We start from the raw sequence: 24,466 nt of genomic DNA on the forward strand, positions 1-24,466 counted from the left end.
CCGTCGATCGCCTCGCGGACGACCCGGCCGTACAGGTCGCGGTCGAACTCCACCATCGAATCCGCGGACTCCGCGCGCACGACGTTGCCGACCGGGTCGTAGGTGTAGCGCACGGTCCGGTGCGGGCTGCGGATCTCGATCCGGTTGCCCAGCAGGTCGTACTTGTTCTCGGTGACTGAACCGTCCGGCTCGGTCACCGCGACGGTCTGCCCGGCCGCGTCGTAGGCGTAGGTCCGGGTGCGGCCGTCGAAATCGGTCTGTGCGACCAGCCTGCCGAGCGGATCGTAGGTGTAGCTCCAGGTGCGGTTCAGCGGATCGGTCACCGAGGTCAGCCGGAGCTCGGTGTCGTAGGTGTAGCTGGTGCGCGCGCCGGAGGGGTCGACGACCGCGGTGACCATGTCGAACGGCCCGTACTCGCGCTTGGTGGCCCGGCCGAGTTCGTCGACGTGCTCGATCTCGTTGCCCTCGCGGTCGTACCGCCACATCGCGCGCTCGCGACGCACCCCGACGCGCGAGGCGGGTTTGCCGTCGACCGTCCAGCCCAGCTGCACGCGTCCGCCGCCGACCTCGGGCGCGGTGCGCGGCCGGCCGAACTGGTCCAATTCCTCGTCGGAGACTTCGGCTTCGCCCAAGAAACCCGGCAGCTCAGGCACGGCGGGCTGGTCGTACCGGCGCTGCCAGATCCGTCCGTCGCCGTGCACCGTGATCGAAGCCAGTTCGGCGCCGTCGTGCTCCAGTTCGGCGAGGCTGCCGTCGGGACGGGCGATGGTGAGCGGCGTGCCGTCCTCGTCGTAGGTGTACTCGGTGATCCGGCCGAGCGGGTCGACCCGGCGGAGCAGATTGCCGTAGCGGTCCCATTCGGAGAGCGTCACGTTGCCCAGCGGATCGGTCTCCCGGACCGGGCGTCCCTCCGCGTTGTACTCGTATTCCGAGACGTGGCCGAGAGAATCGGTGAACCGGGTGATGCGGGCTTCGGGGAGGAATTCGAACGCGCCGCTGTAGAAGCCTTGATCGCCCTCGGTGCGCACGCAGCGCCCTTCGGCGTCGTAGACGTAACGGTAGGCGACCCCATTGCGGTCTTCCCAGCTCGTGACCCTGCCGTCGGGATCGTAGGTGTAGCGCATCGCGGTGCCCGAGGAGTTGATGACCTCCGAGAGGTGGCCGCGGTAGTTGTAGCGGTAACTGCGCACGACGACGTCCGGAGCCGGGCCGGCGCCGATCATCCGCAGTTCGGTGATGCGGTGCCCATCGGTGCGGAAGCCGACCTGGATCCCGCTGGAATGTGTGAGCAGTGCGGGCGCGCCGGAGTCGGTGTAGGACAGTTCGGTCCGAGCGCCGTCGGCGTCCTCGATCGAGCGCAGCGGGAATGCCTTGCCCTCGCCGGAAAACCGCATCGTCCGGTCCGGCCGCACCTGGTCGATGGTGCAGCTGCCGTCGGCGTGCTTGGTCAGCGGCCAGCGCGCGCCTTCGGTCGGCAGCACCGGTTCGTCCCCGGCGGGCATCGGGTAGTAGAGGATCACGCCTTCCGGTCCGTAGTACCGGATGTACTCCTCGCCGAACTCCAGCCGCTGGTCCACAGTGGACGCCCAGGTCGAGCCGAACCAGTGCCCGGAACGGTAGGACGACCGGTGCGTCCGCCGCACCAGCAGATCCGGCAGCTCGAGGTCGTAGTCCTCGACGAGCACCTCGCCGGTGGAGATGACGACCGGGTCGGTCAGGCAAGGCGGATCGGCGTCGCCCTCCTGCTTCGCGTTGGACGCCTCGGTCTTGTCCTTGTCCGGGTCGGTCCGCTCGTTCCCGCCGCGTTCGTTCTTGTTCGCGCCGCCCTCGGTACCGCCGTTGCCCTGCGCCTCGTCCTTCGCGGGTTCGCGCGGAGGCGGCTCGTGGTTCCCGCCGCCCTTGTTTTCCGGCGGCGGACCGTCGTGCGCACCGGAGGTGTTGGTGGACTCGTCCTTGACGGGCGGCGGTTTCTCGCCACCGCCTTTTTCGTTCGGGGTGTCCTTCGCGCCGGAAGGCTTGGTGGAGCCGCCGCCGGGAGACTTGATCTCCTTCGGCGTGTGCGTGGCGTCCTTGGCGCCGCCCTTGATGCTCTTCATCGACTTGGCGACGTTCTCGAACAGGCCCTTGGTCTTGGTGAGGAGCTTGCCGAGTTCCTTGAGCGCCTTGGTGAGGTTCTTGACCAGTTCGGCGATCTGCTTGGCGGTCTTCGCCACCAGGTTGACCACCTGCGGCACCACCCAGGCCATCCCGATGCCGAGGGTGAACAGCACCTGCAGCGCCCACGAGATCAGGTGCGCCACGACCTGGGCGATGATGTCGCGCACGAGCATCCGCACCGCGCCGACGACCTCGCCCGCGGTCTTCACCCCGCTGCCCGCGCCTTCGCACGCCTGCGCGGCGCCTTCGAGAGTCTTGGCGACTTCCTCGGCCTGCTTGCGGTAGGCGTCGGCGCTGGCGCCCTCCCAGGACTCGATGTCCTTTTTGACCTGTGCGGCCAGATCCTGGGAGACGGAAGAGACCTCTTTGGCGACGTTCTTCCAGGTCTCGGAGTACGCGTGCACCTGGTCCGGGTCGCCGGCCAGCTTGTCCAGCGCTTCCTTGAGCGGGCCGACGTGCTCGATCAGCCAGCCGACGCCGGCGGCGAGGATCGCGCCGAACGGGTCCATCACCGCGGCGAGCGCTTCCATGCCGACCCCGACCGCGCCCATCACGGTCGCCGCCCAGTCGCCGGACTCGATGCCGTCCTTCAGGCCCTTTCCGGCCTCGAGGATCGAGATGCCGGAGATCGCGGAGGTCGAGTCCTGCTTTTCGGCGACCAATGGATTCGACATACCGGCCCTTCTTCACGCTCAACACATTCACTTGGGCGCGCAGCCGAATTCGAACGCACAGACCCCCGTAGCAGGCTACCGAGAGTTCCCGCGCGGTTGCCGCGGTGCTGCGCTTATTTACGCCGGTGGTGCCCGCGTTTGCCAGCGGTCCAGCGGTAAGCGCACAAAACCCGCCGCGGAACTCCGGAACTCGGAGTCGGCGGCGGGTCTCGGAAGTGGAACCGCGGGCCGGTGCCGGTCGGGGGAGGGGAGTGCAACGGCACCGGCCCGCGGAGTTCTGGGTCGCGACCGGCGCGTGGCAGCCGGTGCGATGATCTTCAACCTAGCGTCCGATTACTGCGTCCGCTAGGTGTTCTGCCGGACATTTTTCGATTAATCGCGTTTACGGGCTAGGGGTGGCCGAGGGTGGTCCGTCTCGCTCGGGGGGACGGACGGACCAGCCCTCGGCCGGGCGAGAATGCCGGGCGACCGAGCCGGTTGGGGCTTCCGGGCTCGTCGCGCGCTCGCCAGTTGAGGTCGAATGGGTGATCCGCCCGGACTCACCCATCCGAGGGGTCAGGCGCTGACCGGGCGCGGTTTCACCAAGGCGTGCCTGCCGGTGGTCTCCGCGGGCGATTCGGCTCGCCGGTTCTGGCCGGGGACGGCGGGAACCGCGCCGCGGCGGCGGGCGGGCCGGTGCTCGCCGACCGCCGCAAGTGCCTGCGGGGCGAGACCGCCCGCGACCAGGTGCTCGTGCGCGACCTGCCACACCGAGCACGGGGCCTTGCAGCGGTGCCAGCGCGTCGAGCAGGTGGGGCAGTCGCCGCGCTCGTCGGGCTCGTGCGCCTGCAGCATCGCGCGCCAGCCCTCGGCGAGCCGGGGCAGTTCCGAGCGGGCGACCGAGACCAGCGACGGTGCGTCGGCGCGTTCCGCCAGGTCGGACAGCATGTCGAGGCGCTCCCACACGGCGTTGCGGAGAACCTGACCGAGAACCTGATCCATGGGGAAACTCACCGTCACCTTTCCGCCATCGTGGCGGCTTCGTTGAGCGCGGCCCGGAGCTGGCCGAGCTGGCCGGACGTGAGACGGGCGGTCTCCCCGGGCGGGGACACCACGACCACCTCGTCGTCCTCGACGAACACCGTCACGGCGCGCTCGCGGCTGATGAGATCTCCGCATTGCACGCGCCACACGACCTGGCCGCCCTCGAAATGCCGCACGCCCGCGGTACGCGGGTCAGCGGACACCGAAGCGGCGACAGCGGAAGCGACAGTAGGCGGCACTGGACGCGCCGTGGCGATTCCCGGTGCGGCGGGCCGAACGGACCGCACCGCGGTCCCGGCGTGTCCTCCACCGATCGAATCCACGAACTCCACTGTCCCTCCACGCTTTCTCGTCCCGGGCCTGCGCATCTTGCGAGATGCACCTGTCCCGGCAGATCTGTGTCGTCGGGTCCATCGCTCTCCGTGATCGCTGCGGGTGTCCGAGCAGTGACGGAGATCTGGCAACTACAGTGAAGTGAAACCGGGTGCGAGAGAAGGTCGAAACCGCGTCATAGCGGTGACCGGACCGCGTTCCACGGTAAGCGGTCAGCGGAGTTCGGCCCTGCCGATCAACCCGGCTGTCCGCGCGTTTCACAAGGTTCTCGCGTGTGCTTAGGGTGCTGATCAGACGCCCAGGAGACGGTGAGGGGGCGCAATGGCAATGGATGCCAGTGCTGGCAGTGGTTCCGGAGTCTCTCACGCAGACGCCCGGTCAGGCAGTCCGGTTCCGGCCGACGCCTGGGAACAGCCCGAGATGCGGGAGGCGCTCGCCGCCCGCGAGGTCAGCGCCGTGTACCGGCTGTTGCGCAAACACGGAGTATCGCAGCGCCAGATCGCCGCGATGACCGGCCAGTCGCAGTCCGAGGTGTCGGAGATCCTCAAGGGTCGCCAGGTCATGGCCTACGACGTGCTCACGAGAATCGCCGACGGCCTGGGTGTCCCCCGTGGATACATGGGTCTCGCCTATGACGAGACCACGGCGATACGGGTCGTCGGCGCGTCCGACGGCCGGCAGGCTGAGGAGGACGAGTCCGTGAAGCGACGGAGGTTCCTCGCGCACGCCGCCCAGGTCACGATGGGTGCGGCGGTGTTCGGTCCGGAATCCGGCACGTGGTCGGAGGCGCCCGCGCGCACTCCCGCCCCCGGGCGCATCGGGACGACCGACGTGCGCCAGGTCGAGGCGGCGACCAGAGCGTTGCGCGCGCTCGATTACCAGTACGGCGGCGGATTCTGCCGCGATGCGGTCGTCGCGCAGCTGTCCTGGGGCCAGCAGATGCTCGACTCCAGCGCGGCCGAGCAGGTGAAGACCCGGCTGTTCACCGCGATCGCGGACCTGCACAGCCTCGCCGGATGGACGTCGTTCGACACCGGTCTGATGGATTCCGCGCGCGGGCATTTCGCGCAGGCGCTGGACCTGGCCAAACAGGGCGGCGATCACCACCTGGTGGCGAACGTGCTGTACCGGATGGGTCGCGTCTACCTGCACCAGGACGCCGCGAACGACGCGCTGAAGCTGTTCCAGCTCGGCCAGATCGCCGCGCAGGAATCCGGTTCCGAGCTGGCCGTCGCCGTGCTCTGCGCCAACGAGGCGTGGGCCTACGCGATGATGGGCAACGAGGAGCAATCGGTGAAGCTGCTCGGCCGGTGCAAGGACGAATTCGCCCGCGCCGACCTGGCCAAGGCCGAATCGTGGGTCAAGTTCTTCAACGAGACCGACGTCTACGCGATGACCGGCACCGTGCACACCGTGCTGGCGATGAAGAACCCCGAGCACACGAAGTACGCGATCCCGGCGCTGAGCCGCGCGGTCGACACCTACACCGACGACATGGCGCGCAGCAAGGCGTTCATGCTCAGCGCGCTCGCCACGAATCACCTGCTCGAGGGCGATATCGACCACGGTGTGAAGGTCGGCGGCAAGGCCATCGAATGCGCGGAGAGCATCAAGTCCGCGCGGGTCAAGGACCGGATGCGGCCGCTGCTCGCGGAGGCTGAGCGGCGGAGCAACAACCCCGACGCCCGTGACCTCGCCGACCGGCTCAAGATCTTCTACGCGGCCTGAGCCGACCGGATTCGCCTTGCCCGAAGGCAGGTTCACCCCTGCGAAACTGCGCCGGGTGCTGGCCGCCACGTGCGCCCGGCTGGGGCTCGACCCGGCGGGCGCACGTCTGCTGCGGTTCACCAACAACGCGGTCTTCGCGCTGAACGGGGCACCGGTCGTCGTAAGGATCGTCGGGTCCACCCGGCTGCGCCACCGCGTCGGCACGGTCGTGCGCGTGGCCGAGCATTTCGCCCGGCACGGCGTGCCCGCGGTCCGGCTGCTGGCCGGGGTCGAGCAACCGCTTGACGTGCAAGGACATCTCGTCACGGTGTGGGATTTGGTCCCGTTCGCCGGGCCGCCGCCGACGCCTGCCGACCTGGCCGGACTGCTGCGCCGGGTGCACGCCCTGCACCCGCCGGACGGCCTGCCCGCATGGGAACCGCTGAGCTCGATCGAGGCCCGGGTCGCCGACGCCGAGGAGTTGACCGACGCCGACCAGCGGTTCCTGCTGGAGCGCTGCGCCGAGGTGCGGGACCGGCTCGACACCCTGGATTTCCCGCTGGCCAGGGGATTCGTGCACGGCGACGCGCATCCGGGGAACGTGCTGCCCGGTCCGGACGGCCCGGTGCTGTGCGATTTCGATTCCTCCTGCGTCGGACCGCCGGAATGGGATCTGACACCGCTCGCCGTCGGCCGCGAACGATTCGGTGACCCGCCTGCCCGGTATGCGGAGTTCGCCGCGGCCTACGGATTCGACGTGACGACCTGGCCAGGGTTTTCCGTGCTCAGGGCGGTGCGGGAGCTGAAGCTGACGACGAGCGTGCTGCCGATTCTGCGCAGTCATCCGCCGGTACGGGCTGAACTGCGCCGGCGGCTGGCGGACCTGCGCGACGGCCGGACGGCCACCGCGTGGACGAGATACCGCTAAGCGGGATTCTGCACGTGCATTCGCCGACTGCAGATGACCGTTCGCCGCTTTCCGCCGATGGCTGAGGGGGTATCGCTGCGCAGCGATAATTCGGTGCGGCAGATCGCCCCAGTTAGCGTACTGCTAGTCCCATTGTGCAAGTTGCGGCTACCCGCCGTCACATCGGCCGGTTAGGACACCGCGACCGGGGCCCGGGTAAGCACCACCGCGAAGCCGAAAGCCAGACCCATCACGGTCAGTTCCAGCGTCGCCCACGACGCGAGCGCCGTCCGCTGGTGTCGCACGATGCGCGGCATCAGCCGCCACCGCAAGTTGGCGGCCAGCAGCGCGATCGCGCCGGTGCACAGCACCTTCAGCACCATCAGCTGGCCGTACGGCGTGGTGAACACGCCTGCCCAGAAGCCGATCGTCGGGTTGGCCAGGATTTCCACGATGCCGTTGAACAGCCCGGTCACCGCGGAGAGCGCCAGGCACAGCGTCGCCAGTTTCGAGAACCGCGGCAGCGCGTGCGCGAGCAGCGTCCGGTTGGCGGCCAGGAGCACGATCATCGCGCCGAGGCCGCCGCACCAGGCGACCGCGCTCATCACGTGCAGCTCCATCGAGATCATCGTGTAGTCGTGATACGCCCAGTTCGACGCGTGGCCGGTGACCGGCAACGGCAGCAGCGCGAACATTCCCAGGCCCACCCGCACCTCGGCGGGCACCTTCTCGCCCTTCCGCAGCGCGACAAAACCGAGCGCGGCGTGCAGCAGCGCGAGCACCGCCACGATCACTAATGCCTTGCCCGCGCCGACGTCGGCGATATAGCTGCCGATGTCGCCGCCGGTCAGCATCTTCTTGCCCGGTTTGTACTCCGCCGTCTGCAGGATCAGCGCGACCACCGCGGTCGCCGCCCAGATCAGCGCGGCGGCGACGGCGGCGGGACGAGCCCGGCGCATGACCGGTTCGGTGAGCTTCGGCCGGTCGTAGCCGACCAGCACGGACAACAGGGCCAGCCCGATCGTCGCGACGGCCGCCAGGTCCAGCAGCACGCGCACGACCGGGATGGCCGCCGAGACCACCTCGCTGGGTTCCACCACGCCCGGAATGGGCGAGGACGCGGTGAGCGCGATGCCGATCAGCGCGCCCAGCAGTCCCGCGACGACCACGCAGGCGAGCGTGGCCCAGCGGACCGCGGAGGTGGTCTCGGCTCGCGTCACTGGTCCGCCTTGTCCGATCCGGGGTCGCGGCCGGTGCGCAGCGCGACGGTGAGGCCGATCGCGAGCAGCACCACCGCACCGGCGATCCACACCCAGATCGGCACGCCGCTCGACGACGAGGAAGCCGCCGGAGCCGACTGGGCCGGAGCCCCGGCCGCCTTGGCCGCGTCGCCCTTGGCCGGCGTGCCGTTGCCCGCGGTGGTGAGGGTGAACGGGATTTCGCCGGACACCGGGTGCCCGTCGGCGGAAAGGACCCGGTAGCCGACGGTGTACTTGCCCGCCGGGCCGAGCGGGCGCAGTGGCGCGCTCAGCACGTTGTTCTCCACCGTCACCGGCCCCTCGGCCCACTGGCTGCCGTCCGGTCCGGTCACCGCGATCTGATTCACGTCGGCGTTCTGCACGTACTGGTCGAACGTGAGCGTGACCTTCGCCGGACCCTTGGCGACCGACGCGCCGTTGGCCGGGTCGGAGTTGATCAGCACGTTGTGCGCCAGCGCCGGGGTGGCCGTGCCGAGCAGGGCCACCCCGGAAATCGCCAGCGCTAGAAGCCCTTTACTAATCCGGCCAAAAGTAGGCCGCCCCCCGCGCGGGAAGTAACCGTTGCTACGAAGCCATTCGGCCGTGGCTGTGGCCGGATTAGTAAAGATCGGCACAGTACGCATTACTTGGTTCCTTCGGTCTTTCCTGCGGCCGGTCGACGGGAACGCAGCACCGCGCCCGCGCCGACGCCGAGCCCGAGCGCGCCGACGACGAGGCTGGCCCCGCCGAGCCAGCGCGCCGTGTTGTCCGACGAAGAGGCGGCTTCGGCGTTGTCACCGGAGGCCGCGGTCTGCGTGTGGCCGCCGTGCTCCGAGGATTCGGCGGCGGCGAGCTTGATGGTCGGGGCCGGGTGCTCCGGCTCCTCGCCGCTGGGCGGGGTGGGCTGGTTCCAGTCCACCACTTTGCCACCCTCATACGTCTGGATGGCGGGGAATTCGAGCTGGTCGACGTTCGAGGGCAGCGGGCCGCCGCTGACCTCGAACTCCTGGAATTCGGTCGAGCCGATCTTCGTGCCCGGCTGCGCGGTCCAGACGACCTTCGTGACCGCCTCGGTGATCTTCGTGCCGGACGCCGTGGTCACCGGCTGCGGCAGCTTCGACTTGGTGACCTCGGCGGTCCAGCCGGGGATCGGCTTGGTGCGGAAGTTGCCGATGCCGTACTCCGGTTTGACGTCGACCTCGACCTTGACCGTGCCGAGCTTCGCGTCCTCGTTCGGGACGCGGAAGAAGATCGTGCCGTAGCCGCCCTTGGCGGGCTGGTCGCCGTAGACGTTGGCGGTCACGTGCGCGGACGCGATGCCCGCGCCGAGCAGACCGGTGGCGGCGACGGTCGCGGCGAGCACGCCGGCGCGACGGAAGACATGGTGGGACACAACTGCTCCTGAACAGGGGTGAGCCGACGGAGGCAGAGCCTGCGCCGGAAAGGGGATGGGGTGGTCGTGAGGGGCAATCACGGTTAGAACCGGGATTAACACTCACGAGGGGTTCAGGAGCTCCCCGGCGGCCCGCGCCGCCCTCGCACCCGCCGCAACTCCACCCGCAGCAACGGCACCACCCGCACCGCACGCGGCCGCGCAACTCCGCTCGCCGCCACCGGAACCGGCAGCGGCCGGATCAGCAGCGGAAGAATCAGCCGGACCACGCGCAACACCGCGAGCAGCATCGCGTCCGCCCGCGCCAGCACCAACGCGGTGAGCAGGGTCGCGACGGCGTGCGCCGCGGTCATCGCCCAGCCATCCGGCGCGGCGGCCGCGCCGGACGGGTCGTGCTCGCCGAGCGTCGTCAGCACCAGGTGCATCACGAGCTGTCCGCCGCCGAGCACGGCGATCGTGGCGAGCGGTCCGCGGGCCCGGCCGGCGAGCGCGGTGGCGGTCCAGCCGAGCAGGCCGGTCAGCAGCAGGGTGAGCGCGGGATCGGGCAGTCCGCCGTCGGCGGCCGCGTGCGCGGTGACGGCGAGTGACGCCGAACTCAGAGCGAGCAATCCGCCGCGGACAGCGGCGAGTGCGCCGCGATGCCGGGCCGGGGTGCTCATTCGGGCAGCTTAACGGCACTCCGGTGGGTGACTGAAGCGTCTCGAATGGTGAGCAGCTGCGGAAAACCCACAGGTAGGCGGGTCTCGATCCGGTAAATACCGCTCGGTGGGGCCCATCGCTTCGGTTGCCGACCCCAGGCGGATGCGAAACGGTGGGTAATCACAACCGAGAAGTGGGGGTTTCGACCGTATCCGTTCCGGGTAGTCACCCTGCCGATTGATGGGCTACTCCGAACGGGTGACGTCCGGGGCTCGCAAGCTGGCGGGAGAACGAATACGGATGAACCTCTTCGAGTACATCTCGGACCGGTGGGGAAGGCTGCTGCTCCAGGCGTGGCTGCACACCAGCATGGTCGTGCAGTGCACGATCCTCGCCGCGATCCTTGGCGTGCTGATCGGCATCGCCGTCTATCGCAGCCCCATCGGCTCCGCCGTCGCCACGGCACTGGCCAGCACGATCCTCACCGTCCCGTCGTTCGCCCTGCTGGGTCTGCTGATCCCGCTCTCGGGCCTCGGCTCGACCACCGCGGTGATCGCGCTCGTGCTGTACGGCCTGCTGCCCATCGTCCGCAACACGATCGTCGGCCTCGACGCGGTCGACCCGGCGATCACCGACGCCGCCCGCGGCATCGGGATGAGCAGGCTGTCCGTGCTCACCCGGGTCGAACTGCGGCTGGCCTGGCCGGCGATCCTCACCGGCATGCGGGTCGCTACGCAGATGCTCATGGGCATCGCGGTGATCGCGGCCTACGCCAAGGGCCCCGGCCTCGGCGCGGAGGTCTTCTCCGGCCTCACCAACGCCGGGAGCACGAACTCCCTCAACCAGGCCCTCACCGGCACCGTCGGCGTGGTCATCCTCGCGCTGGTGCTCGACGGCATCTACGTCCTGATCAAGCGATTCACCATTTCTAGGGGTGTCCGTGGCTGAGCACACTGCGACCGAAGAAGAAACCGTCTCCGGCGTCGAGATCGAACTCGACCACGTCACCAAGCGCTACTCCGGCACCCGCGCCCCCGCGGTCGACGACTTCTCGATGGTCGTGCCCGCGGGCAAGATCGTGGTGTTCGTCGGCCCGTCCGGCTGCGGCAAGACCACCACGATGCGGATGATCAACCGGCTGATCGAGCCGACGTCCGGCCGCATCACCATCGGCGGGCAGGACGCGCTGAAGCTCGACGTGGACACCCTGCGCCGCCAGATCGGCTACGCGATCCAGCAGGCCGGGCTGTTCCCGCACTTCACCGTCGCGCAGAACATCGCCGTCGTGCCCGGCCTGCTCGGCTGGGACAAGAAGAAGGTGACCGCGCGGGTCGAGGAGATGATGGACCTGGTCGGGCTCGACCCGGCCGATTTCCGCGACCGCTACCCGCGCCAGCTGTCCGGCGGGCAGCAGCAGCGCGTCGGCGTGGCCCGCGCGCTCGCCGCCGACCCGCCGGTGCTGCTGATGGACGAGCCGTTCGGCGCGGTCGACCCGATCACCCGCGGCAACCTGCAGGACGAACTGCTGCGGCTGCAGACCGACCTGAAGAAGACGATCGTCTTCGTCACGCACGACTTCGACGAGGCGGTCAAGCTCGGCGACCGGATCGCGGTGCTCGGCAACCAGTCGAAGATCCTGCAGTACGACACCCCGGAGTCGATCCTGGCGAACCCGGCCGACGACACCGTCGCCGGTTTCGTGGGCGCCGGCGCTTCGCTCAAGCAGCTGACTCTGCTGCGCGTGCGCGACGTCGAGCTGCAGCAGGACGCGCTCACCACGACGATCGACGAATCGCCCGCCGACGTGCGGGAGAAGCTGAGCAAATCGCGCAAGCCGTTCGCCCTGGTGCTCGACCAGCGCCGACGGCCGATCCGCTGGGTGCACGTGCGCGAGCTGACCAACGCGACGTCGCTGGGTTCGGTCGGCAAGCCGCTGCGCGACATCGTGAGCCTCCAGTCGACGCTGCAGGACGCGCTCGAGGCGATGCTCGCCGAAGGCGGTTCGGTGCCGGTCACCGGCGCGCGCGGCGAATACGCGGGCACGATCAAGCTGGACACGGTCATCGCGACGATCCAGCAGCTGCGCGACGAGCACGCAGACGACCACGTCGACGAGGACGGGGCCACAGCATGACCGCTGCCGTCGATACTGGTTTCAGCACCGAGTCAGGCTCCCGCCGCGCGGAACGCGTCCGGCTGTTCGCCCAGCCCGCCGTGGTCGTGCTGATCGTCGCGGTCACGCTCATCTGGGTCTTCGCGAGCGGGCTCACCGCGACCGAGAAGGAAACGCTCAACGCGGAGTCGCTGCTCACCGCGCTGCGCGACCACGTGGCGATGACCGTCGTGGTCACCGCGATCGTGGTGCTGGTGGCGGTGCCGCTCGGCATCATCGTGACCCGGCCGTGGGCGAAGTGGCTCGCACCGATCTTCCTGGCCATCGCGAACATCGGACAGGCCGCGCCCGCGCTGGGCGTGCTGGTGCTGTGGTTCATCTTCACCGGCGCGGTCGGCGGGCTGTGGGTCGCGGCGCTGCCGCTGGCGTTCTATTCGCTGCTCCCGGTGCTGCGCAACACGATGGTCGGCATCCAGCAGGTGGACCCGTCGCTCATCGACGCGGGCCGCGGCATCGGGATGTCCGCGCAGAAGGTGCTGTGGCGGGTGGAATTCCCGCTCGCGGTCCCGCTGATCCTGGCCGGCCTGCGCACGTCGCTCGTGCTGGCGGTCGGCACCGCGACGTTCGGCATGTTCGTCAATGCCGGCGGGTTCGGCCTCCTGATCGACACCGGCTACAAGCTCAACCTCACGAAGGTGCTGATCACCGGTTCGGTGCTGGCCGTCGCGCTGGCGCTGCTGGTGGACTGGCTGGGCGCGGTCGCCGAGCAGTACTTCGGACCGAAGGGACTGCGCTGATGAACGTCCTGAAAAAGGCGGGCGCGCTCGTCGGCGCCGCCCTGCTCGCCGGGACGCTCTCGGCGTGCGGGCTCGACGTCAACACCTCGATCCCGTTCAAGATCGAACCGGGTTCGATCCGGCCGATCCCGTCGCTCGAAGGCCAGCGGGTGGTCGTCGGGTCGAAGGATTTCACCGAGAACATCATCCTCGGCTACATGGCCGAAATGGCGCTGAGCGCGGCGGGCGCGGACGTCATCGACCTCACCGACATCAAGGGGTCGAACTCGTCCCGGCAGGCGCTGCTCAACGGGCAGACCGACGTGACCTGGGAGTACACCGGCACCGGCTGGATCAACTACCAGGGCAACGAGCTGCCGGTTCCGGGCGGGGAGAAGGCGCAGTACGAGGCCACGAAGAAGGCCGACGCGGAGAAATACGGCGTCACCTGGCTGAACTACTCGCCGCTCAACGACCAGTACGCGTTCGCCACCACCGAGGCGTACGCGGCGAAGAACAACCTCAAGTCCACCTCGGACCTGGCGAAATTCCTCACCACGCATCCGGACCAGAACCGGTTCTGCCTGGAGACGGAGTTCACCAGCCGCCAGGACGGGTTCCCGGCGGCGGTCAAGGCGTACGGGTTCAAGAACCCGAAGATCGAGAACTTCGGGATCGGCACCATCTATTCGGCGGTGGCCAACGGCACCTGCCCGGTCGGCGAGGTGTTCACCACCGACGGCCGGATCTCCGGGCTGAACCTGCGCGTGCTCGAGGACGACAAGAAGGCGTTCCCGCAGTACAACGCCGCGGCGACGCTGCGCACGGAGTTCCTGAACCAGCACCCGGAGATCCGCGGGCCGCTGGAGACGGTGGCGGCGGCGCTCGACAACAAGCAGATGGTCGAGCTGTGCAAGAAGGTCGACGTGGACGGCAAGGACGCCGGCACCGTCGCGCACGACTGGATGCTGGAGAAGGGCTTCATCAAGTAGCGCTTCCCGGCAGCGGAACGGGCCCCTTGAGTTCGCTCAAGGGGCCCTTCGCCGTTTTTCAGATGCCCAAGCGGTGCAGCAGCTGGTCTTCGAGCCGTTCGAGTTCGCCGGTCACCGCGCGGTGCGCGGCCTTGCGCCGAGCCGCGGGCATGCGCTCGGCGGCGCGCACCGTGGCCGACAGCTGCTCCAGCGTCGACTGCGTCTCGGCGGCGAACTTCTGGTCCTGCTCGGTCGCCTTCGCCGACTTCTTCAGCTCGCCGAGGCCCTGCACGAGACCCGCGATCCGGGCGTGCAGCGCCGCGCCGCGGCCGGTGTACTCGCCGAGCTGGTCGACGGCGACGCCCAGCTTGCGGGCCTGGTAGCGGTCGTACGCCTCCCGCGCCGCGCCCGCCGCGCGGACCGCGTACGGCGCGAGCACCGGCAGCACCGCCGGTCCGAGCACCTTGGCCACCGCGACCGCGTTCTTCGCCTTCTTCGGGGTGATCCGGGCTTCACCCTCGTCCTGCTTGGCCTTGTCTTGCTTGGCCTTGCGCGCCATGGCCGTTACCTCCCACGCCTTCTCCGGATGAACTTACTGGTCCCCGACGTGACGGGCATGTCGGCTCGCGCGGGGAATGTCGTACCCACGATCTATTGTGATCGCTATGGGAGACGAGGTGTTGCTCGACGCGGGAGCGGTGAGCCGTTGCCGCCGCCGGGTGCACCTGGAACACGACCCGGCGATGCGGGACGTGCCGCTGCCGCCGCCGGATCCGACGGCGCAGCAGCGCATCGACGACGCGACCGCGCACCGCGAGGAAATCCTCGAACAGCTGGTGGCGGCCTCGGGGCCGGACGCCACCTGGGCGCGAGTGCCGCGTGCCGCGTCCGCGGGTGAGCGGGTGCGGCTCACCGAGCAGGCGTTCGCCGATGGCGCGCAGTACATCTGGGGCGCGTTGCTGCCCGCCGATCCGGTCGGGCACCGGCGTGGCGGCATCGACCTGCTCGTGCGCGTCGGCGACGGATACGTGCCGGTGCTGGTGGTCCGGCACCGGATCACCGACCGGGGCCAGGGCGCGCCCACCACCGCGATGACTGAGCTGGATCCAGCGCGTCGTTCGCCGGACGAGCTGCGCAAAGTGCGCTCGCAGCCGCGAGACCAGCTGCGGCTCGCGCACCTGCGGCGGATGCTGGAGTCGCGCGAGCTGGCGGCCAGCGGCCGCGCGGTCGGCGGGGTGATCGGTCTCGACGCGGATGTCGTCGTGTGGCACGACCTCACCGCGGGCACCTGGCCGGGCGGCCGCAGCGCGCTGGACGAGTACGACGCGCGCTTCGAAGACCGGCTCGCGGTCGCGACCGCAGCCGCCACCGGCGCGGAAGCGCTGGCCGCGCCTTCACGCGTGCTCGAATGCCGGCGGTGTCCGTTCTGGGCTACCTGCGAGGTCGTGCTCACCGAGACGCGTGACGTGAGCCTGGTGGTGCGCGGCGAGGACGCGGGCGAGCTGCGCCGCGTCGGAGTGTCCACTGTAGACAAACTGGCCGCGCTGGACCCGGCCGCCGAGATGCCGCCGATGAACTGGACCGGCGGCACGTTCTCCGACGCGATCATGCTCGCCCGGGCGTGGCTGGCGGATCTCACGGTGGTGCGCCGGACGCCGCGGATCGAGGTGCCGCGCGCGGACGTCGAGGTCGACGTGGACATGGAGAGCTTCGGTGACGCCGGGGCTTATCTGTGGGGGACGCTGCTGTCCGGAGTGGACATCGGGGTGCCGCGGGGATACCGGGCGTTCGCGACCTGGGAACCGCTGCCGACGGTGGACGAGGCGCGGTCGTTCGCGGAGTTTTGGGCTTGGTTCACGGATGTTCGGGCGCGGACTCTTGCCGCGGGGCTGACTTTCCGGGCGTATTGCTACAACGCGCTCGCGGAGAACCGGTGGCTGTTCGGGTCGGTGGATCGGTTCGGGGAGTATCCCGGGGTGCCGGAGAAGCGGGCTGTGCAGTCCTTTGTGGACTCTGACGAGTGGGTGGATCTGTTCCGCAGTGTGACGGATCAGTTCCTGTGCTCGCGGGGCAAGGGGTTGAAGGTGATCGCCCCGGTCGCTGGGTTCGCTTGGCGAGATCCGGAAGCCGGCGGCGAGGCTTCGATGCGGTGGTACCGGGATGCGGTCGGGATGGACGGCGGGGTTCCCGATAGTGAGCAGCGGGAGCGATTGTTGCGGTACAACGAGGATGATGTGCTGGCGACCAAGGCGCTGCGGGAGTGGATGAGCGGGCGGGCTCAGGACGAGGTTCCGTACATGCTGGACATCTGAGTCCCGCGCGGAAGCCGTCGTGCCGGAATTTCAGCACGGAAACGTGAGTGCTCGCGGTTTCGAGTGGGTCTCGCGCGGATCCTCCCGGCAGGGGCAGGCGCTCGGCTGCCGCGAGGAGATGCGCGAGAGGCACCGGGGGTGTGCTGCGGTGTCCGGGCAGCACACTTGACCCGGCAGAGTTACTCGGCGGAGCGCAGTTCCTCGTTTTCCCGCTGCGACTCGCGGAGCTGGTCCTCAAGGGAGACGATGCGGCAGGCGGCGTCGACGGCCGTGCCCTGGTCGACCAGTTCGCGCACGCGTGCGGCGAGGCGCAACTGCTGGCGGGAATAGCGGCGATGCCCGCCGGACGAGCGCTGCGGCTCGATCAGGCCGGCCTCGTCCAGGCTGCGCAGGAAGTTCTGGCTGGTGCCGAGCATGTCGGCGGCCCGGCCCATCGTGTAAGCGGGGTACTCGTCGTCATCGAACTTGTCGGCCCCGCCTGAACTCGCGGACGGGGTATCGCGTGGGTCAGGGGTCATTCCACCTCCACATCACAAGGGACCCCGGATGCCGCGCGGCACCCGGGGTCCCAGGGTTGGGTTTCATCATTGTCAACCGGCCGTGAAGCCGGCTTGTGGTATCCGCGGGGTCCGTTCACCGGACATGCCGCGCGGAGATCGCTGATTCGTAACCGAGAACCACCTGCCAATCTGATGGGACTGCGGTACCCGCGCGGCACTGCTGCTCCGCCGCCGCGGGCGATCCAATGATGTGCCCGTTCCCTTCTTTCCGGTGTTTCTTCTTGCGGTAGTGCACTTTCGGTACTGCGACTGCTTCGAACGTCACCGGCTGGAACCCTTTCGCTGATCGGCTCCAGCACGCGTAACGCCCGTCTTGTCTCACCTCACGGGCGGTTCGTCATCTCCCGTGCCTGATTGACGTTGTCTCTTCTGTACGAGGAGAAGATTACCCATCCACAGCAGCGAATGTCTACCCCCGCCGCCATAGATTTTCTCCGAGCTAGGCGCGCGGCCCTCCTTTCGCTATACTCGTCGGCGAGTACTCGTCCACGAGGGGAGGTCGGCGTGAAGCGGCGGAAGGTGTCCAACTTGTTGGGCCTCGCCGTGCTGGCCACGTTGTTCGAGCGGCCGATGCATCCGTACGAAGTCGCCACTCTTCTGCGGGAACGCGGCAAAGAAGGCGACCTGAAGATCAAGTGGGGCTCGCTCTACACGGTTGTCGGCAATCTCGAGAAGCACGAATTCATCGAGGCGGTCGAGAACGTGCGCGAGGGGGCGCGGCCGGAGCGGACCGTGTACCGGATCACCGAGACGGGGCGGGCCGAGCTGGAGGATTGGGTCGCCGAGCTGCTCGCGGTGCCCGATCTCGAACCGACGCGGTTTCACACGGGGCTGTCGGTGATGCTCGCGCTCGGGCCGGACGTCGTTGACGAGCAGTTGCGGCACCGGGTCGACGAGCTGGGCCAGCTGATCGACGAACGTGCCGAGGCGCTGGCGAAGATGCGCGCGGAGCTGCCGCGGCTGGTCCTCGTCGAGGCGGAGTACCAACTGGCGATGTGGCGCGCGGAGGCCGAATGGGTCCGCGGGCTGCGCGAGGAGCTGGTCTCCGGCGCGATTCCGGGGGTCGGGGAATGGCGGCACTACCGGGAAACCGGGGAGCTGCCCGACATGGCCGCCTTCGTCGAGAACGAAGGCGAATAAAGAGGTCCCGGAGGAGGTGCTGGCACACCGCCGCCGGGACCGGGAACCGTCGAACCGGAAACCGCGGGTGCGGGTACCTGTCCTCAGGCTGCGTCGACAGGATACGGGTCGCCCGTCTCGCGGCACTGGTTCGGTATCAACCGAAACAGGGAGAAGCACATGGGGAACACCCAGGTAAAACGGCACCGCACGAAGCTGCTGCCGGAGATGGAGGGGCCGATCGCCCGGGCATACGCGCGGGGGCGGCGCACCGAACCGCAGCTGGTGCAGTATCGCGAGACGGCCGAGATGATGGCCGCGGACCTGGCCGAGGGCACTGATCTGCTCGAGGTCGCGCCCGGGCCGGGTTTCTTCGCCGTCGAAATGGCTCGTACCGGACGCTGCAAGGTGACCGGGCTGGACGTCAGCCGCACGTTTGTCGAGCTGGCCAGGGAGTACGCGAAAGAGCAGGGCGTCCCGGTGGACTTCCGCCGGGGCGACGTCGCGGCGATGCCGTTCGCGGACGGGTCGTTCGACTTCCTGGTCTGCCAGGCGGCGTTCAAGAACTTCGCCGACCCGGTGGACGCGCTCGACGAGATGCACCGGGTGCTGCGGCCCGGCGGCGTCGCGCTGGTGCAGGACCTGAGCAAGAGCACCACGGACGCGGAGCTGGACGCTGAGGTCGCGCGGATGAATCTCGGTCCGGTGGCCACGTTCACCACCGTCCGCACGCTCCGCGGGCTGCGGCGGCGGGCGTACACGCCGGAGCAGTTCAGGGCGACCGTCGCGGAGAGCAAGTTCCGCACCTGCGAGGTGACCCCCGACGGGATCGGCCTCGAGGTGCGGTTGCGCAAGGAGTGACCTGAGGGCGTGGGTGTGCCGCCGAGGGGGCAGCACACCCACTGCTCAGCAGGTCAGCGCGGGGCCATCCGCAGCGAGCCGTCCATGCGGACGACCTCGCCGTTGAGGTAGTCGTGGTCGATCAGCGACAGGGCGAGCTGCGCGTACTCGTCCGGCCGGGCCAGCCGCTTCGGGAACGGAATCCCGGCGGCGAGGCCGGCGCGGAACTCTTCGCTGACCGTGGCGAGCATCGGGGTGTCGACGATGCCGGGAGCGATCGTCAGCACGCGGATGCCGTGCGAGGCGAGGTCGCGCGCGGCGGGCAGGGTCAGGCCGACCACGCCGCCCTTGGACGACGCGTACGCCACCTGCCCGATCTGGCCGTCGAAGGCGGCGACGGACGCGGTGTTGATGATGACGCCGCGTGCGTCGTCGGCCAGCGGCTCGGTCTTCGCGATCGCCTCGGAGGCGACGGTGAGCACGTTGAAGGTGCCGATCAGGTTGATCTGGATGACCTTCGCGTACAGCCCGAGGTCGTGCCTGCCCTTCTTGGACAGGATGCGCGCGGACGGCCCGATGCCGGCGCAGTTGACCACCGTGCGCAGCGGTACGCCCGAGCTCGCCGCGGTGTCGACGGCGGCCTGCACCTGGTCCGGGTCGGTCACGTCGGCCTCGACGTAGGTGACGTGCTCGACCTGCTCGGCCTTCTCGATCGAGGGCGCGAGGTCGAGGGCGAACACCCGCGCGCCTTTCGCGGCCAGTGCCTTGGCGGTCGCGCCGCCGAGACCGGACGCGCCACCCGTGACGAGCGCTGCGGTGTCGGTGATCTGCATCTTCAGCCTTCCTCCTGCTCTCAGGTGCCGCGGTGCACCTCCGCGCCCAGGTTAACGCTCGTTCGCACGCCTGCCGGAGTGTGTCGCCTCACCCGCTGTCGTCGCGAGGAGTATTCGGCCGCGACCGCTTCTGTTAGCGCTGAGGTCAACTCCGGCTGCGACCTTCAGCAGCATGAGCTCAGCTCGGATCGTGGTGGTAGGGACGGGATACGTCGGATTGACCACGGGGGCTTGTCTCGCGAGCCTCGGGCATCGCGTCACCTGCGTGGACGTGGACGTGGCGAAAGTGAACCGGCTCTCAGCGGGCCGCGTGGACATCCTCGAACCAGGACTGGCCGAACTGGTCTCCCGCGGACTGGCGAACGGACGGCTGTCGTTCGTCGTCGGCGCGCGGGAAGCCGTTCGCGGCGCGGAAGGCGTTTTCCTCTGCGTGCCGACGCCGATGGGCGCGGGCGGGTCCGCGGATTTGCGTGCGGTGGAGGCGGTGACCGCCGAGATCGGCGACGTGCTGCCGCCGGGCTGCGCGCTGATCACGAAGTCGACGGTGCCGGTCGGCACCGCGAAACGCATCCGCGCGATGGTCGGCCGCGACGACGTGCCGGTCGTGTCCAACCCGGAGTTTCTGCGTGAAGGCACTGCGGTGCAAGACTTCCTGAACCCGGACCGGATCGTCGTCGGGTCGGATTGCCGTGCCGCGGCCGCGTGGGTCGGGCAGTTGTACGGCGATCTCGCCGCACCGATCGTGGTCGCCGACGCGGCCAGCGCGGAACTGGTCAAGTACGCGGCGAACTGCTTCCTCGCGCTCAAACTGTCCTATGTGAACTCGATCGCCGAACTGTGCGAACGGCTCGGCGCGGACATCGACCTGGTCACCGAAGGCATGGGCTACGACCGGCGGATCGGCCGCACGTTCCTCAAGCCTGGCCCCGGATGGGGCGGCTCGTGCCTGCCCAAGGACACCAGCGCGCTGGTCAAGGTCGCCGAGTCGGTCGACTACGACTTCCGCATGCTGACCTCGGCGATCGACGAGAACATCGCCCAGCGCGACCGCATTGTGGCGAAGATCGCCGGCGCCTGCGGCGGAACTCTGGCCGGCGCGCGGATCGGCGTGCTGGGCTTGGCGTTCAAGGCGGGCACGAACGATCTGCGCGATTCCCCCGCGCTGGCAGTGTCTTCGGTGCTCGGTGCGCTTGGTGCGGAGATCACCGCGTACGACCCGGCGGTGTCCGGTGGTATCGCCGGCATGACCGTCGTGGACGATCCGTACCAGGTCGCCAAGGACGCGGATGTCGTTGTGGTGCTTACCGAATGGGCCGAGTTCCGCAATCTCGACTGGGTCGCGATCGCGGACGCGATGGAGGGCGACGACGTCGTCGACACCCGGAATCTGCTCGACCCCGGGATGATTCTCGACGCGGGGTTGTCGTGGCAGGGCGTCGGCCGTCCGCGCGCGGCCCGGCGGCGAGTTCCGGTTTCCTGATTGGAGATCCGCTTCCGCTGCGCTATAGTCGTCGGCGGCATCGCGTGTCGGTCACCGGCTGGGTGAGACATGGAGGTGCTGGGATGCCTTCTGGAGGCATTGCTTCGTGTCCCTCTCTCTTGAACTGAATCACCTGATGGTCCCGTCCCGGAACAACCGGGAATCCGCCGAATTCTTCGCGAACCTCCTCGGGTTCGAGATCGGCGAGGAATGGGGCCCGTTCATCCCCGTCGAAACCAGCAACGGCGTGCGGCTCGACTTCGCCACGGTTCCCGACGAAGACCGCAAGCTGCAGCACTACTGCTTCCTCATTCCGGAAGACGACTTCGACGCGTTTTTCCTGCGGCTGAAGGAATCCGGGGTCGAGTACCACGCCGGGCCGGGCGGTCAGGGCCCCGGCGAGATCAACCACAACCACGGCGGCCGCGGCGTGTATTTCCTTGACCCGGGCGGAAACGGGATCGAGGTCATCACGCAGCCGTACGAGCCGGAGCGGAAACGGCCGGCGAGCTGGTAAGTCCTTTGTAGACAGAAGGCGGGCGGTTCACAGCGGAAGCGAGGCCCACCCGCCTCCTGCCGCCAGCAGGGTGCGGACGCCTTCCGCGTGGTCGGCGAAAGCGGCCAGGTCGGCGTGCAGCAGTGCGGCGCGTTCGGAATCGAGCGGATCCGAGTCGTCGCGCCACAGTTCGCGTGTCCAGTTCGCGGCCAGGAGCATCGAGCGCACCAGCCCGGCGACCGCGGAGTCCGGCTGGTCGTGCGCGGCGAGAATCTCGTCGCACGCGGCGAAGCAGCGTTCGAGGCCGCGGACGGCTTCGGCGGGCGTGCCGTCCCAGTCCGGTCCCGGCCAGGCACACGAGCCCAGCGCGAGCCACAGCTGCCAACCGGCGGTCAGTTCGGCTTCGTCGCGGGGCGTCCAGTGCGCGGCCATCTCTTGAGTGTGCGCCCCGGCGGCCGGTTTGCCGCCGGGGTTTTGGCCCAGGTCACGTGCGTGGCTGTTCCCACAACCAGAACTCGATCCCCTGGTCGTCGGCACAATCGGCCGTTCGGCCGTACGGCGGGTTCTCCACCTCGCCCGCCCGGCCGCCCTGCTCGCGCACCCGGGCGAGCGCGGCTTCGAGGTCGTCGACGGCGAACATGAGCTTCCACCCGGTCTGCAGTTCCGAGCCGCCCCACAGCCCGCCGGGCAGGCCGTGGCCCTCGATGCGCCACGCGGTCGGCAGGCTGCCCTGGTTGAACTGCCAGCCGAGCACCGCGCCGTAGAACGCTTTGGCCCGGACTTCGTCGGGCACCTGGAAGGTGAAGTACCCGGCCTCGCCGTGCCGATACGTGCGCTCCCCGGGCGTTTTCGCTTGTGGCGCGGCCTTTCCGACCAGCCAGCGCTGGCCGTACGGGTCCTTGATCACGCCATTCAGCCCGTAGCCGCGGTCCTCGACCGGACGCAGCAGCTCCGCGCCCAGCTCCACCGCGCGCTGCGCCGCGCTCTGCGGATCGGGCACCTCGACGCGCACCATCGCGCCGCCCTCGGGCGCGACGACGTTGCCCAGCTCGGGGAATTCCTCGGCCAGCATCAGCACGCTGCCGCCGATGTCCAGTTCGGCGTGCCCGACCCGGCCGTCGTCCATCACGATCGGATCGGACCGGCGGCGCGCGCCGAAGACCTCGACGTAGAAGTCGAGCGCGGCCCGCGCATCGGTCACGACCAGGTACGGCGTCAGCGCACCCGCTCGCGCCTGCGTGGTTTCGGTGGTGGTCATCTCCGCTCCGTTCAGGATCAGACGGCGGAGGTCGTCCCGCAGCTGCTCGGCGAAGGCCGGATCGGGATCGGCCGGAGTCGAGGGCAGCGCGAGCGCGTCGAACGGTTCAGCCATCACGTCCCTCCTTCTCCTGGTAGCCGCGGCGGAACGCGGTCTTGGCCCGCGTCAGCAACGCCTCCGTCGCGTGGATGGTCCGGCCGAGGTGCGCGGCGACGTCGCGCACCGGAAGGCCGTCGACGTACCGCAGGGTGAGCACCGCCCGATGCGGGACCGCCAGCGCTTCGAGCACCTGCCGCGCGCGCAGGGCGTCGAGCTGTTCGTCCCAGGGATCCTCGACGTCGCATCCGGCGTCGTGCACGAGCCGCAGCCCGCGCTGTTCCCGTTCGGCGCGCCGCCAGTGATCGGCCAGTTTGTGCCGGGCCACCCCGATCAGCCAGGGGGTGCTCACCGGCGGCGCGTGCTCCCTGCGGCAAGCGGCGACCGCGCTCAGGAACGTCTCGGACGTCAGTTCCTCCGCCAGCACGCGGTTGCCGCACCTCGCGAGCAGGTAGCCATAGACCTCCGGCAGGGCCTTCTCGTAGAGGCCGAGCAGCGCGAAGGCCGGGTCTGGCTGCACCCGAGGTTCCGTCACATCTCCATCGTCGTCCGGGAGCGGGGTTTTCCGTCGGACGAATTTCTCAGCGCGGGTCCGGCAGCTTCCGCGCCAGTCCGGACACCAGCAGTGCGAGCGCCGCCAAGATCCCGATGACCAGCACAAACGCGCCTTGGTAACCCATCGCGCCGGGGACACTCAAGCTGGCGAACAGGCTGCCCAGCACCGCGACGCCCAGCGCCAGCGACGTCTGCTGGGTCGTGGTCAGCACGCCGCCGCCGACACCCGCCAGGTCGGCGGGCACTCGCGAAAGCACCACCCGGAACAGCGTGCTCATCGCGAGCCCGTTGCCGACGCCGATCAGCACCATCGCCGGGGCCAGCTGCCAGACCGACAGATCAGGCCAGTCCAGCAGCGCGGTTCCGGCGAGCGCGATCAGGCCGACGGTGAGGATCAGCCCGCCGATCGGCACGATCTTACGGCCGAACCGGGCGACCAGGTGGCTGCTGACCAGCGAGGTCGTGAAGTACGCGACGGCCATCGGGGTCAACGCCAGTCCGGCGCCGAGAGGGCCGAGGTGCAGGCCGTTCTGCAGGGTCACCGCGTAGACGAACATGAACGAACCGAACGCGCAGAAGAACGGCACCGCGACAGTCAGCCCGTGCCGCACGCTCGCGGTGCGCAGCAGAGCCGGCGGGAGCAACGGAGTGCCGCCCGCGGCTTCCAGCTTCCGCTCCACGCGGGCGAAGCCGAACGCGGCGAACGGGAAGATCACCAGCAGCGCGATGCTCCACCAAGGCCAGCCGAGCGCGCGGCCTTCCATGATCGGGATCAGCAGCGACAGCAGCGAAACGGCCAGCAGCACGGTGCCCCAGCGGTCGACGCCGAGCGGGTTGCTCGCCCGGCTGTCCGGCACCGTGCGGCGCGCGAGCAGCAGCCCGATGATGCCGATCGGCACGTTGACCAGGAAGATCGGCCGCCAGCTCAGGTCCCACACGTTGGCCGCGACCAGCGCGCCGCCGAGCAGCTGCCCGACCACGGTGGC

At 69.2% G+C, this 24,466-nt stretch carries 25 protein-coding genes; 11 read left to right on the forward strand and 14 right to left on the reverse strand.

What is annotated here, in order from left to right; translation table 11 throughout:
* The 3 genes from ACWDNU_RS38270 to ACWDNU_RS38280 all read right to left on the reverse strand — a co-directional run.
* Nucleotides 1-2,831 (reverse strand): DUF6531 domain-containing protein (locus tag ACWDNU_RS38270; protein WP_449672447.1); only part of this gene is annotated, 2,831 nt, incomplete at its 3' end.
* 555 nt (nt 2,832-3,386) lie between these two features.
* A complete protein-coding gene (locus ACWDNU_RS38275; RefSeq protein ID WP_449672459.1) occupies nt 3,387-3,812 on the reverse strand; it encodes a hypothetical protein in 426 nt (141 codons plus the stop codon).
* Nucleotides 3,813-3,826: 14 nt separating this feature from the next.
* Complete coding sequence (locus ACWDNU_RS38280) at nt 3,827-4,186, reverse strand: hypothetical protein (RefSeq protein ID WP_370932677.1); 360 nt, start codon at nt 4,184-4,186, stop codon at nt 3,827-3,829.
* Nucleotides 4,187-4,607: 421 nt separating this feature from the next.
* On the opposite strand from ACWDNU_RS38280, the gene ACWDNU_RS38285 reads away from it, so the two are divergent.
* Both ACWDNU_RS38285 and ACWDNU_RS38290 read left to right on the forward strand, forming a co-directional pair.
* Complete coding sequence (locus ACWDNU_RS38285; protein ID WP_370932676.1) at nt 4,608-5,915, forward strand: tetratricopeptide repeat protein; 1,308 nt, start codon at nt 4,608-4,610, stop codon at nt 5,913-5,915.
* A 16-nt stretch (nt 5,916-5,931) separates the two neighbouring features.
* Nucleotides 5,932-6,822 (forward strand): phosphotransferase enzyme family protein, encoded by an 891-nt coding sequence (locus tag ACWDNU_RS38290; protein ID WP_449672448.1) that lies wholly within the window; start codon nt 5,932-5,934, stop codon nt 6,820-6,822.
* A gap of 170 nt (nt 6,823-6,992) precedes the next feature.
* Here the strand turns inward: ACWDNU_RS38290 and ACWDNU_RS38295 are convergent, their stop codons facing one another.
* From ACWDNU_RS38295 to ACWDNU_RS38310, 4 genes are all read right to left on the reverse strand, one after another.
* The gene (locus ACWDNU_RS38295) at nt 6,993-8,021 is read right to left on the reverse strand and encodes a copper resistance D family protein (RefSeq protein WP_370932675.1); all 1,029 of its coding nucleotides are present in this window, start codon (nt 8,019-8,021) and stop codon (nt 6,993-6,995) included.
* Nucleotides 8,018-8,554: a copper resistance CopC family protein gene (locus tag ACWDNU_RS38300; RefSeq protein WP_449672460.1), complete on the reverse strand. Its 537-nt coding sequence runs from the start codon at nt 8,552-8,554 to the stop codon at nt 8,018-8,020. Before ACWDNU_RS38300 ends, ACWDNU_RS38295 begins: the two co-directional genes overlap by 4 nt.
* A 128-nt stretch (nt 8,555-8,682) precedes the next feature.
* Nucleotides 8,683-9,432: a YcnI family copper-binding membrane protein gene (locus tag ACWDNU_RS38305; protein WP_449672449.1), complete on the reverse strand. Its 750-nt coding sequence runs from the start codon at nt 9,430-9,432 to the stop codon at nt 8,683-8,685.
* A gap of 113 nt (nt 9,433-9,545) precedes the next feature.
* Nucleotides 9,546-10,091 carry a hypothetical protein gene (locus ACWDNU_RS38310; RefSeq protein WP_449672450.1) on the reverse strand — a complete coding sequence of 182 codons (546 nt, stop codon included), beginning with the start codon at nt 10,089-10,091 and terminating at the stop codon, nt 9,546-9,548.
* A 280-nt stretch (nt 10,092-10,371) separates the two neighbouring features.
* Between ACWDNU_RS38310 and ACWDNU_RS38315 the strand changes: the two genes are divergently transcribed.
* Genes ACWDNU_RS38315 through ACWDNU_RS38330 form a run of 4 tightly spaced genes read left to right on the forward strand, consistent with a single transcriptional unit; the run spans nt 10,372 to nt 13,952 of the window.
* Complete coding sequence (locus tag ACWDNU_RS38315; RefSeq protein WP_037806896.1) at nt 10,372-11,019, forward strand: ABC transporter permease; 648 nt, start codon at nt 10,372-10,374, stop codon at nt 11,017-11,019.
* Nucleotides 11,006-12,205 (forward strand): ABC transporter ATP-binding protein, encoded by a 1,200-nt coding sequence (locus tag ACWDNU_RS38320; protein WP_370932672.1) that lies wholly within the window; start codon nt 11,006-11,008, stop codon nt 12,203-12,205. Before ACWDNU_RS38315 ends, ACWDNU_RS38320 begins: the two co-directional genes overlap by 14 nt.
* Nucleotides 12,202-12,981, forward strand: coding sequence for an ABC transporter permease (locus tag ACWDNU_RS38325; RefSeq protein WP_037806898.1), 780 nt, complete (start codon nt 12,202-12,204; stop codon nt 12,979-12,981). Before ACWDNU_RS38320 ends, ACWDNU_RS38325 begins: the two co-directional genes overlap by 4 nt.
* Nucleotides 12,981-13,952: a glycine betaine ABC transporter substrate-binding protein gene (locus ACWDNU_RS38330; RefSeq protein ID WP_237597712.1), complete on the forward strand. Its 972-nt coding sequence runs from the start codon at nt 12,981-12,983 to the stop codon at nt 13,950-13,952. The genes ACWDNU_RS38325 and ACWDNU_RS38330 overlap by 1 nt, the downstream gene beginning before the upstream one ends.
* Before the next feature lie 58 nt (nt 13,953-14,010).
* Here the strand turns inward: ACWDNU_RS38330 and ACWDNU_RS38335 are convergent, their stop codons facing one another.
* A complete protein-coding gene (locus tag ACWDNU_RS38335) occupies nt 14,011-14,490 on the reverse strand; it encodes a DUF6474 family protein (RefSeq protein WP_344282073.1) in 480 nt (159 codons plus the stop codon).
* 106 nt (nt 14,491-14,596) lie between these two features.
* Between ACWDNU_RS38335 and ACWDNU_RS38340 the strand changes: the two genes are divergently transcribed.
* Complete coding sequence (locus tag ACWDNU_RS38340; protein ID WP_449672451.1) at nt 14,597-16,243, forward strand: TM0106 family RecB-like putative nuclease; 1,647 nt, start codon at nt 14,597-14,599, stop codon at nt 16,241-16,243.
* A gap of 179 nt (nt 16,244-16,422) precedes the next feature.
* Here ACWDNU_RS38340 and ACWDNU_RS38345 read toward each other — a convergent pair whose 3' ends face one another.
* Nucleotides 16,423-16,761, reverse strand: coding sequence for a MerR family transcriptional regulator (locus ACWDNU_RS38345; protein ID WP_449672452.1), 339 nt, complete (start codon nt 16,759-16,761; stop codon nt 16,423-16,425).
* Nucleotides 16,762-17,307: 546 nt separating this feature from the next.
* Between ACWDNU_RS38345 and ACWDNU_RS38350 the strand changes: the two genes are divergently transcribed.
* Both ACWDNU_RS38350 and ACWDNU_RS38355 read left to right on the forward strand, forming a co-directional pair.
* The gene (locus ACWDNU_RS38350) at nt 17,308-17,943 is read left to right on the forward strand and encodes a helix-turn-helix transcriptional regulator (protein WP_449672453.1); all 636 of its coding nucleotides are present in this window, start codon (nt 17,308-17,310) and stop codon (nt 17,941-17,943) included.
* Nucleotides 17,944-18,102: 159 nt separating this feature from the next.
* The gene (locus tag ACWDNU_RS38355; RefSeq protein ID WP_449672454.1) at nt 18,103-18,783 is read left to right on the forward strand and encodes a class I SAM-dependent methyltransferase; all 681 of its coding nucleotides are present in this window, start codon (nt 18,103-18,105) and stop codon (nt 18,781-18,783) included.
* A gap of 53 nt (nt 18,784-18,836) precedes the next feature.
* Here the strand turns inward: ACWDNU_RS38355 and ACWDNU_RS38360 are convergent, their stop codons facing one another.
* Entirely contained in the window at nt 18,837-19,595 is a 759-nt protein-coding gene (locus ACWDNU_RS38360) for an SDR family NAD(P)-dependent oxidoreductase (RefSeq protein WP_449672455.1), read from the reverse strand.
* A gap of 172 nt (nt 19,596-19,767) precedes the next feature.
* Between ACWDNU_RS38360 and ACWDNU_RS38365 the strand changes: the two genes are divergently transcribed.
* Together ACWDNU_RS38365 and ACWDNU_RS38370 are read left to right on the forward strand one after the other, a co-directional pair.
* Complete coding sequence (locus tag ACWDNU_RS38365; RefSeq protein WP_370932666.1) at nt 19,768-21,075, forward strand: UDP-glucose dehydrogenase family protein; 1,308 nt, start codon at nt 19,768-19,770, stop codon at nt 21,073-21,075.
* 136 nt (nt 21,076-21,211) lie between these two features.
* On the forward strand, nt 21,212-21,592 hold the full coding sequence (locus ACWDNU_RS38370; RefSeq protein WP_344282054.1) for a VOC family protein: 381 nt from the start codon (nt 21,212-21,214) through the stop codon (nt 21,590-21,592).
* 27 nt (nt 21,593-21,619) lie between these two features.
* On the opposite strand, the gene ACWDNU_RS38375 is transcribed toward ACWDNU_RS38370, so the two are convergent.
* The 4 genes from ACWDNU_RS38375 to ACWDNU_RS38390 all read right to left on the reverse strand — a co-directional run.
* The gene (locus ACWDNU_RS38375) at nt 21,620-22,003 is read right to left on the reverse strand and encodes a hypothetical protein (RefSeq protein ID WP_449672456.1); all 384 of its coding nucleotides are present in this window, start codon (nt 22,001-22,003) and stop codon (nt 21,620-21,622) included.
* 52 nt (nt 22,004-22,055) lie between these two features.
* Complete coding sequence (locus tag ACWDNU_RS38380) at nt 22,056-22,943, reverse strand: VOC family protein (RefSeq protein ID WP_449672457.1); 888 nt, start codon at nt 22,941-22,943, stop codon at nt 22,056-22,058.
* Nucleotides 22,936-23,460, reverse strand: coding sequence for an RNA polymerase sigma factor (locus tag ACWDNU_RS38385; protein ID WP_370932662.1), 525 nt, complete (start codon nt 23,458-23,460; stop codon nt 22,936-22,938). Before ACWDNU_RS38385 ends, ACWDNU_RS38380 begins: the two co-directional genes overlap by 8 nt.
* Before the next feature lie 46 nt (nt 23,461-23,506).
* Nucleotides 23,507-24,466 (reverse strand): MFS transporter (locus ACWDNU_RS38390; RefSeq protein ID WP_449672458.1); only part of this gene is annotated, 960 nt, incomplete at its 5' end.

The organism is Amycolatopsis sp. NPDC003676 (assembly GCF_053587275.1).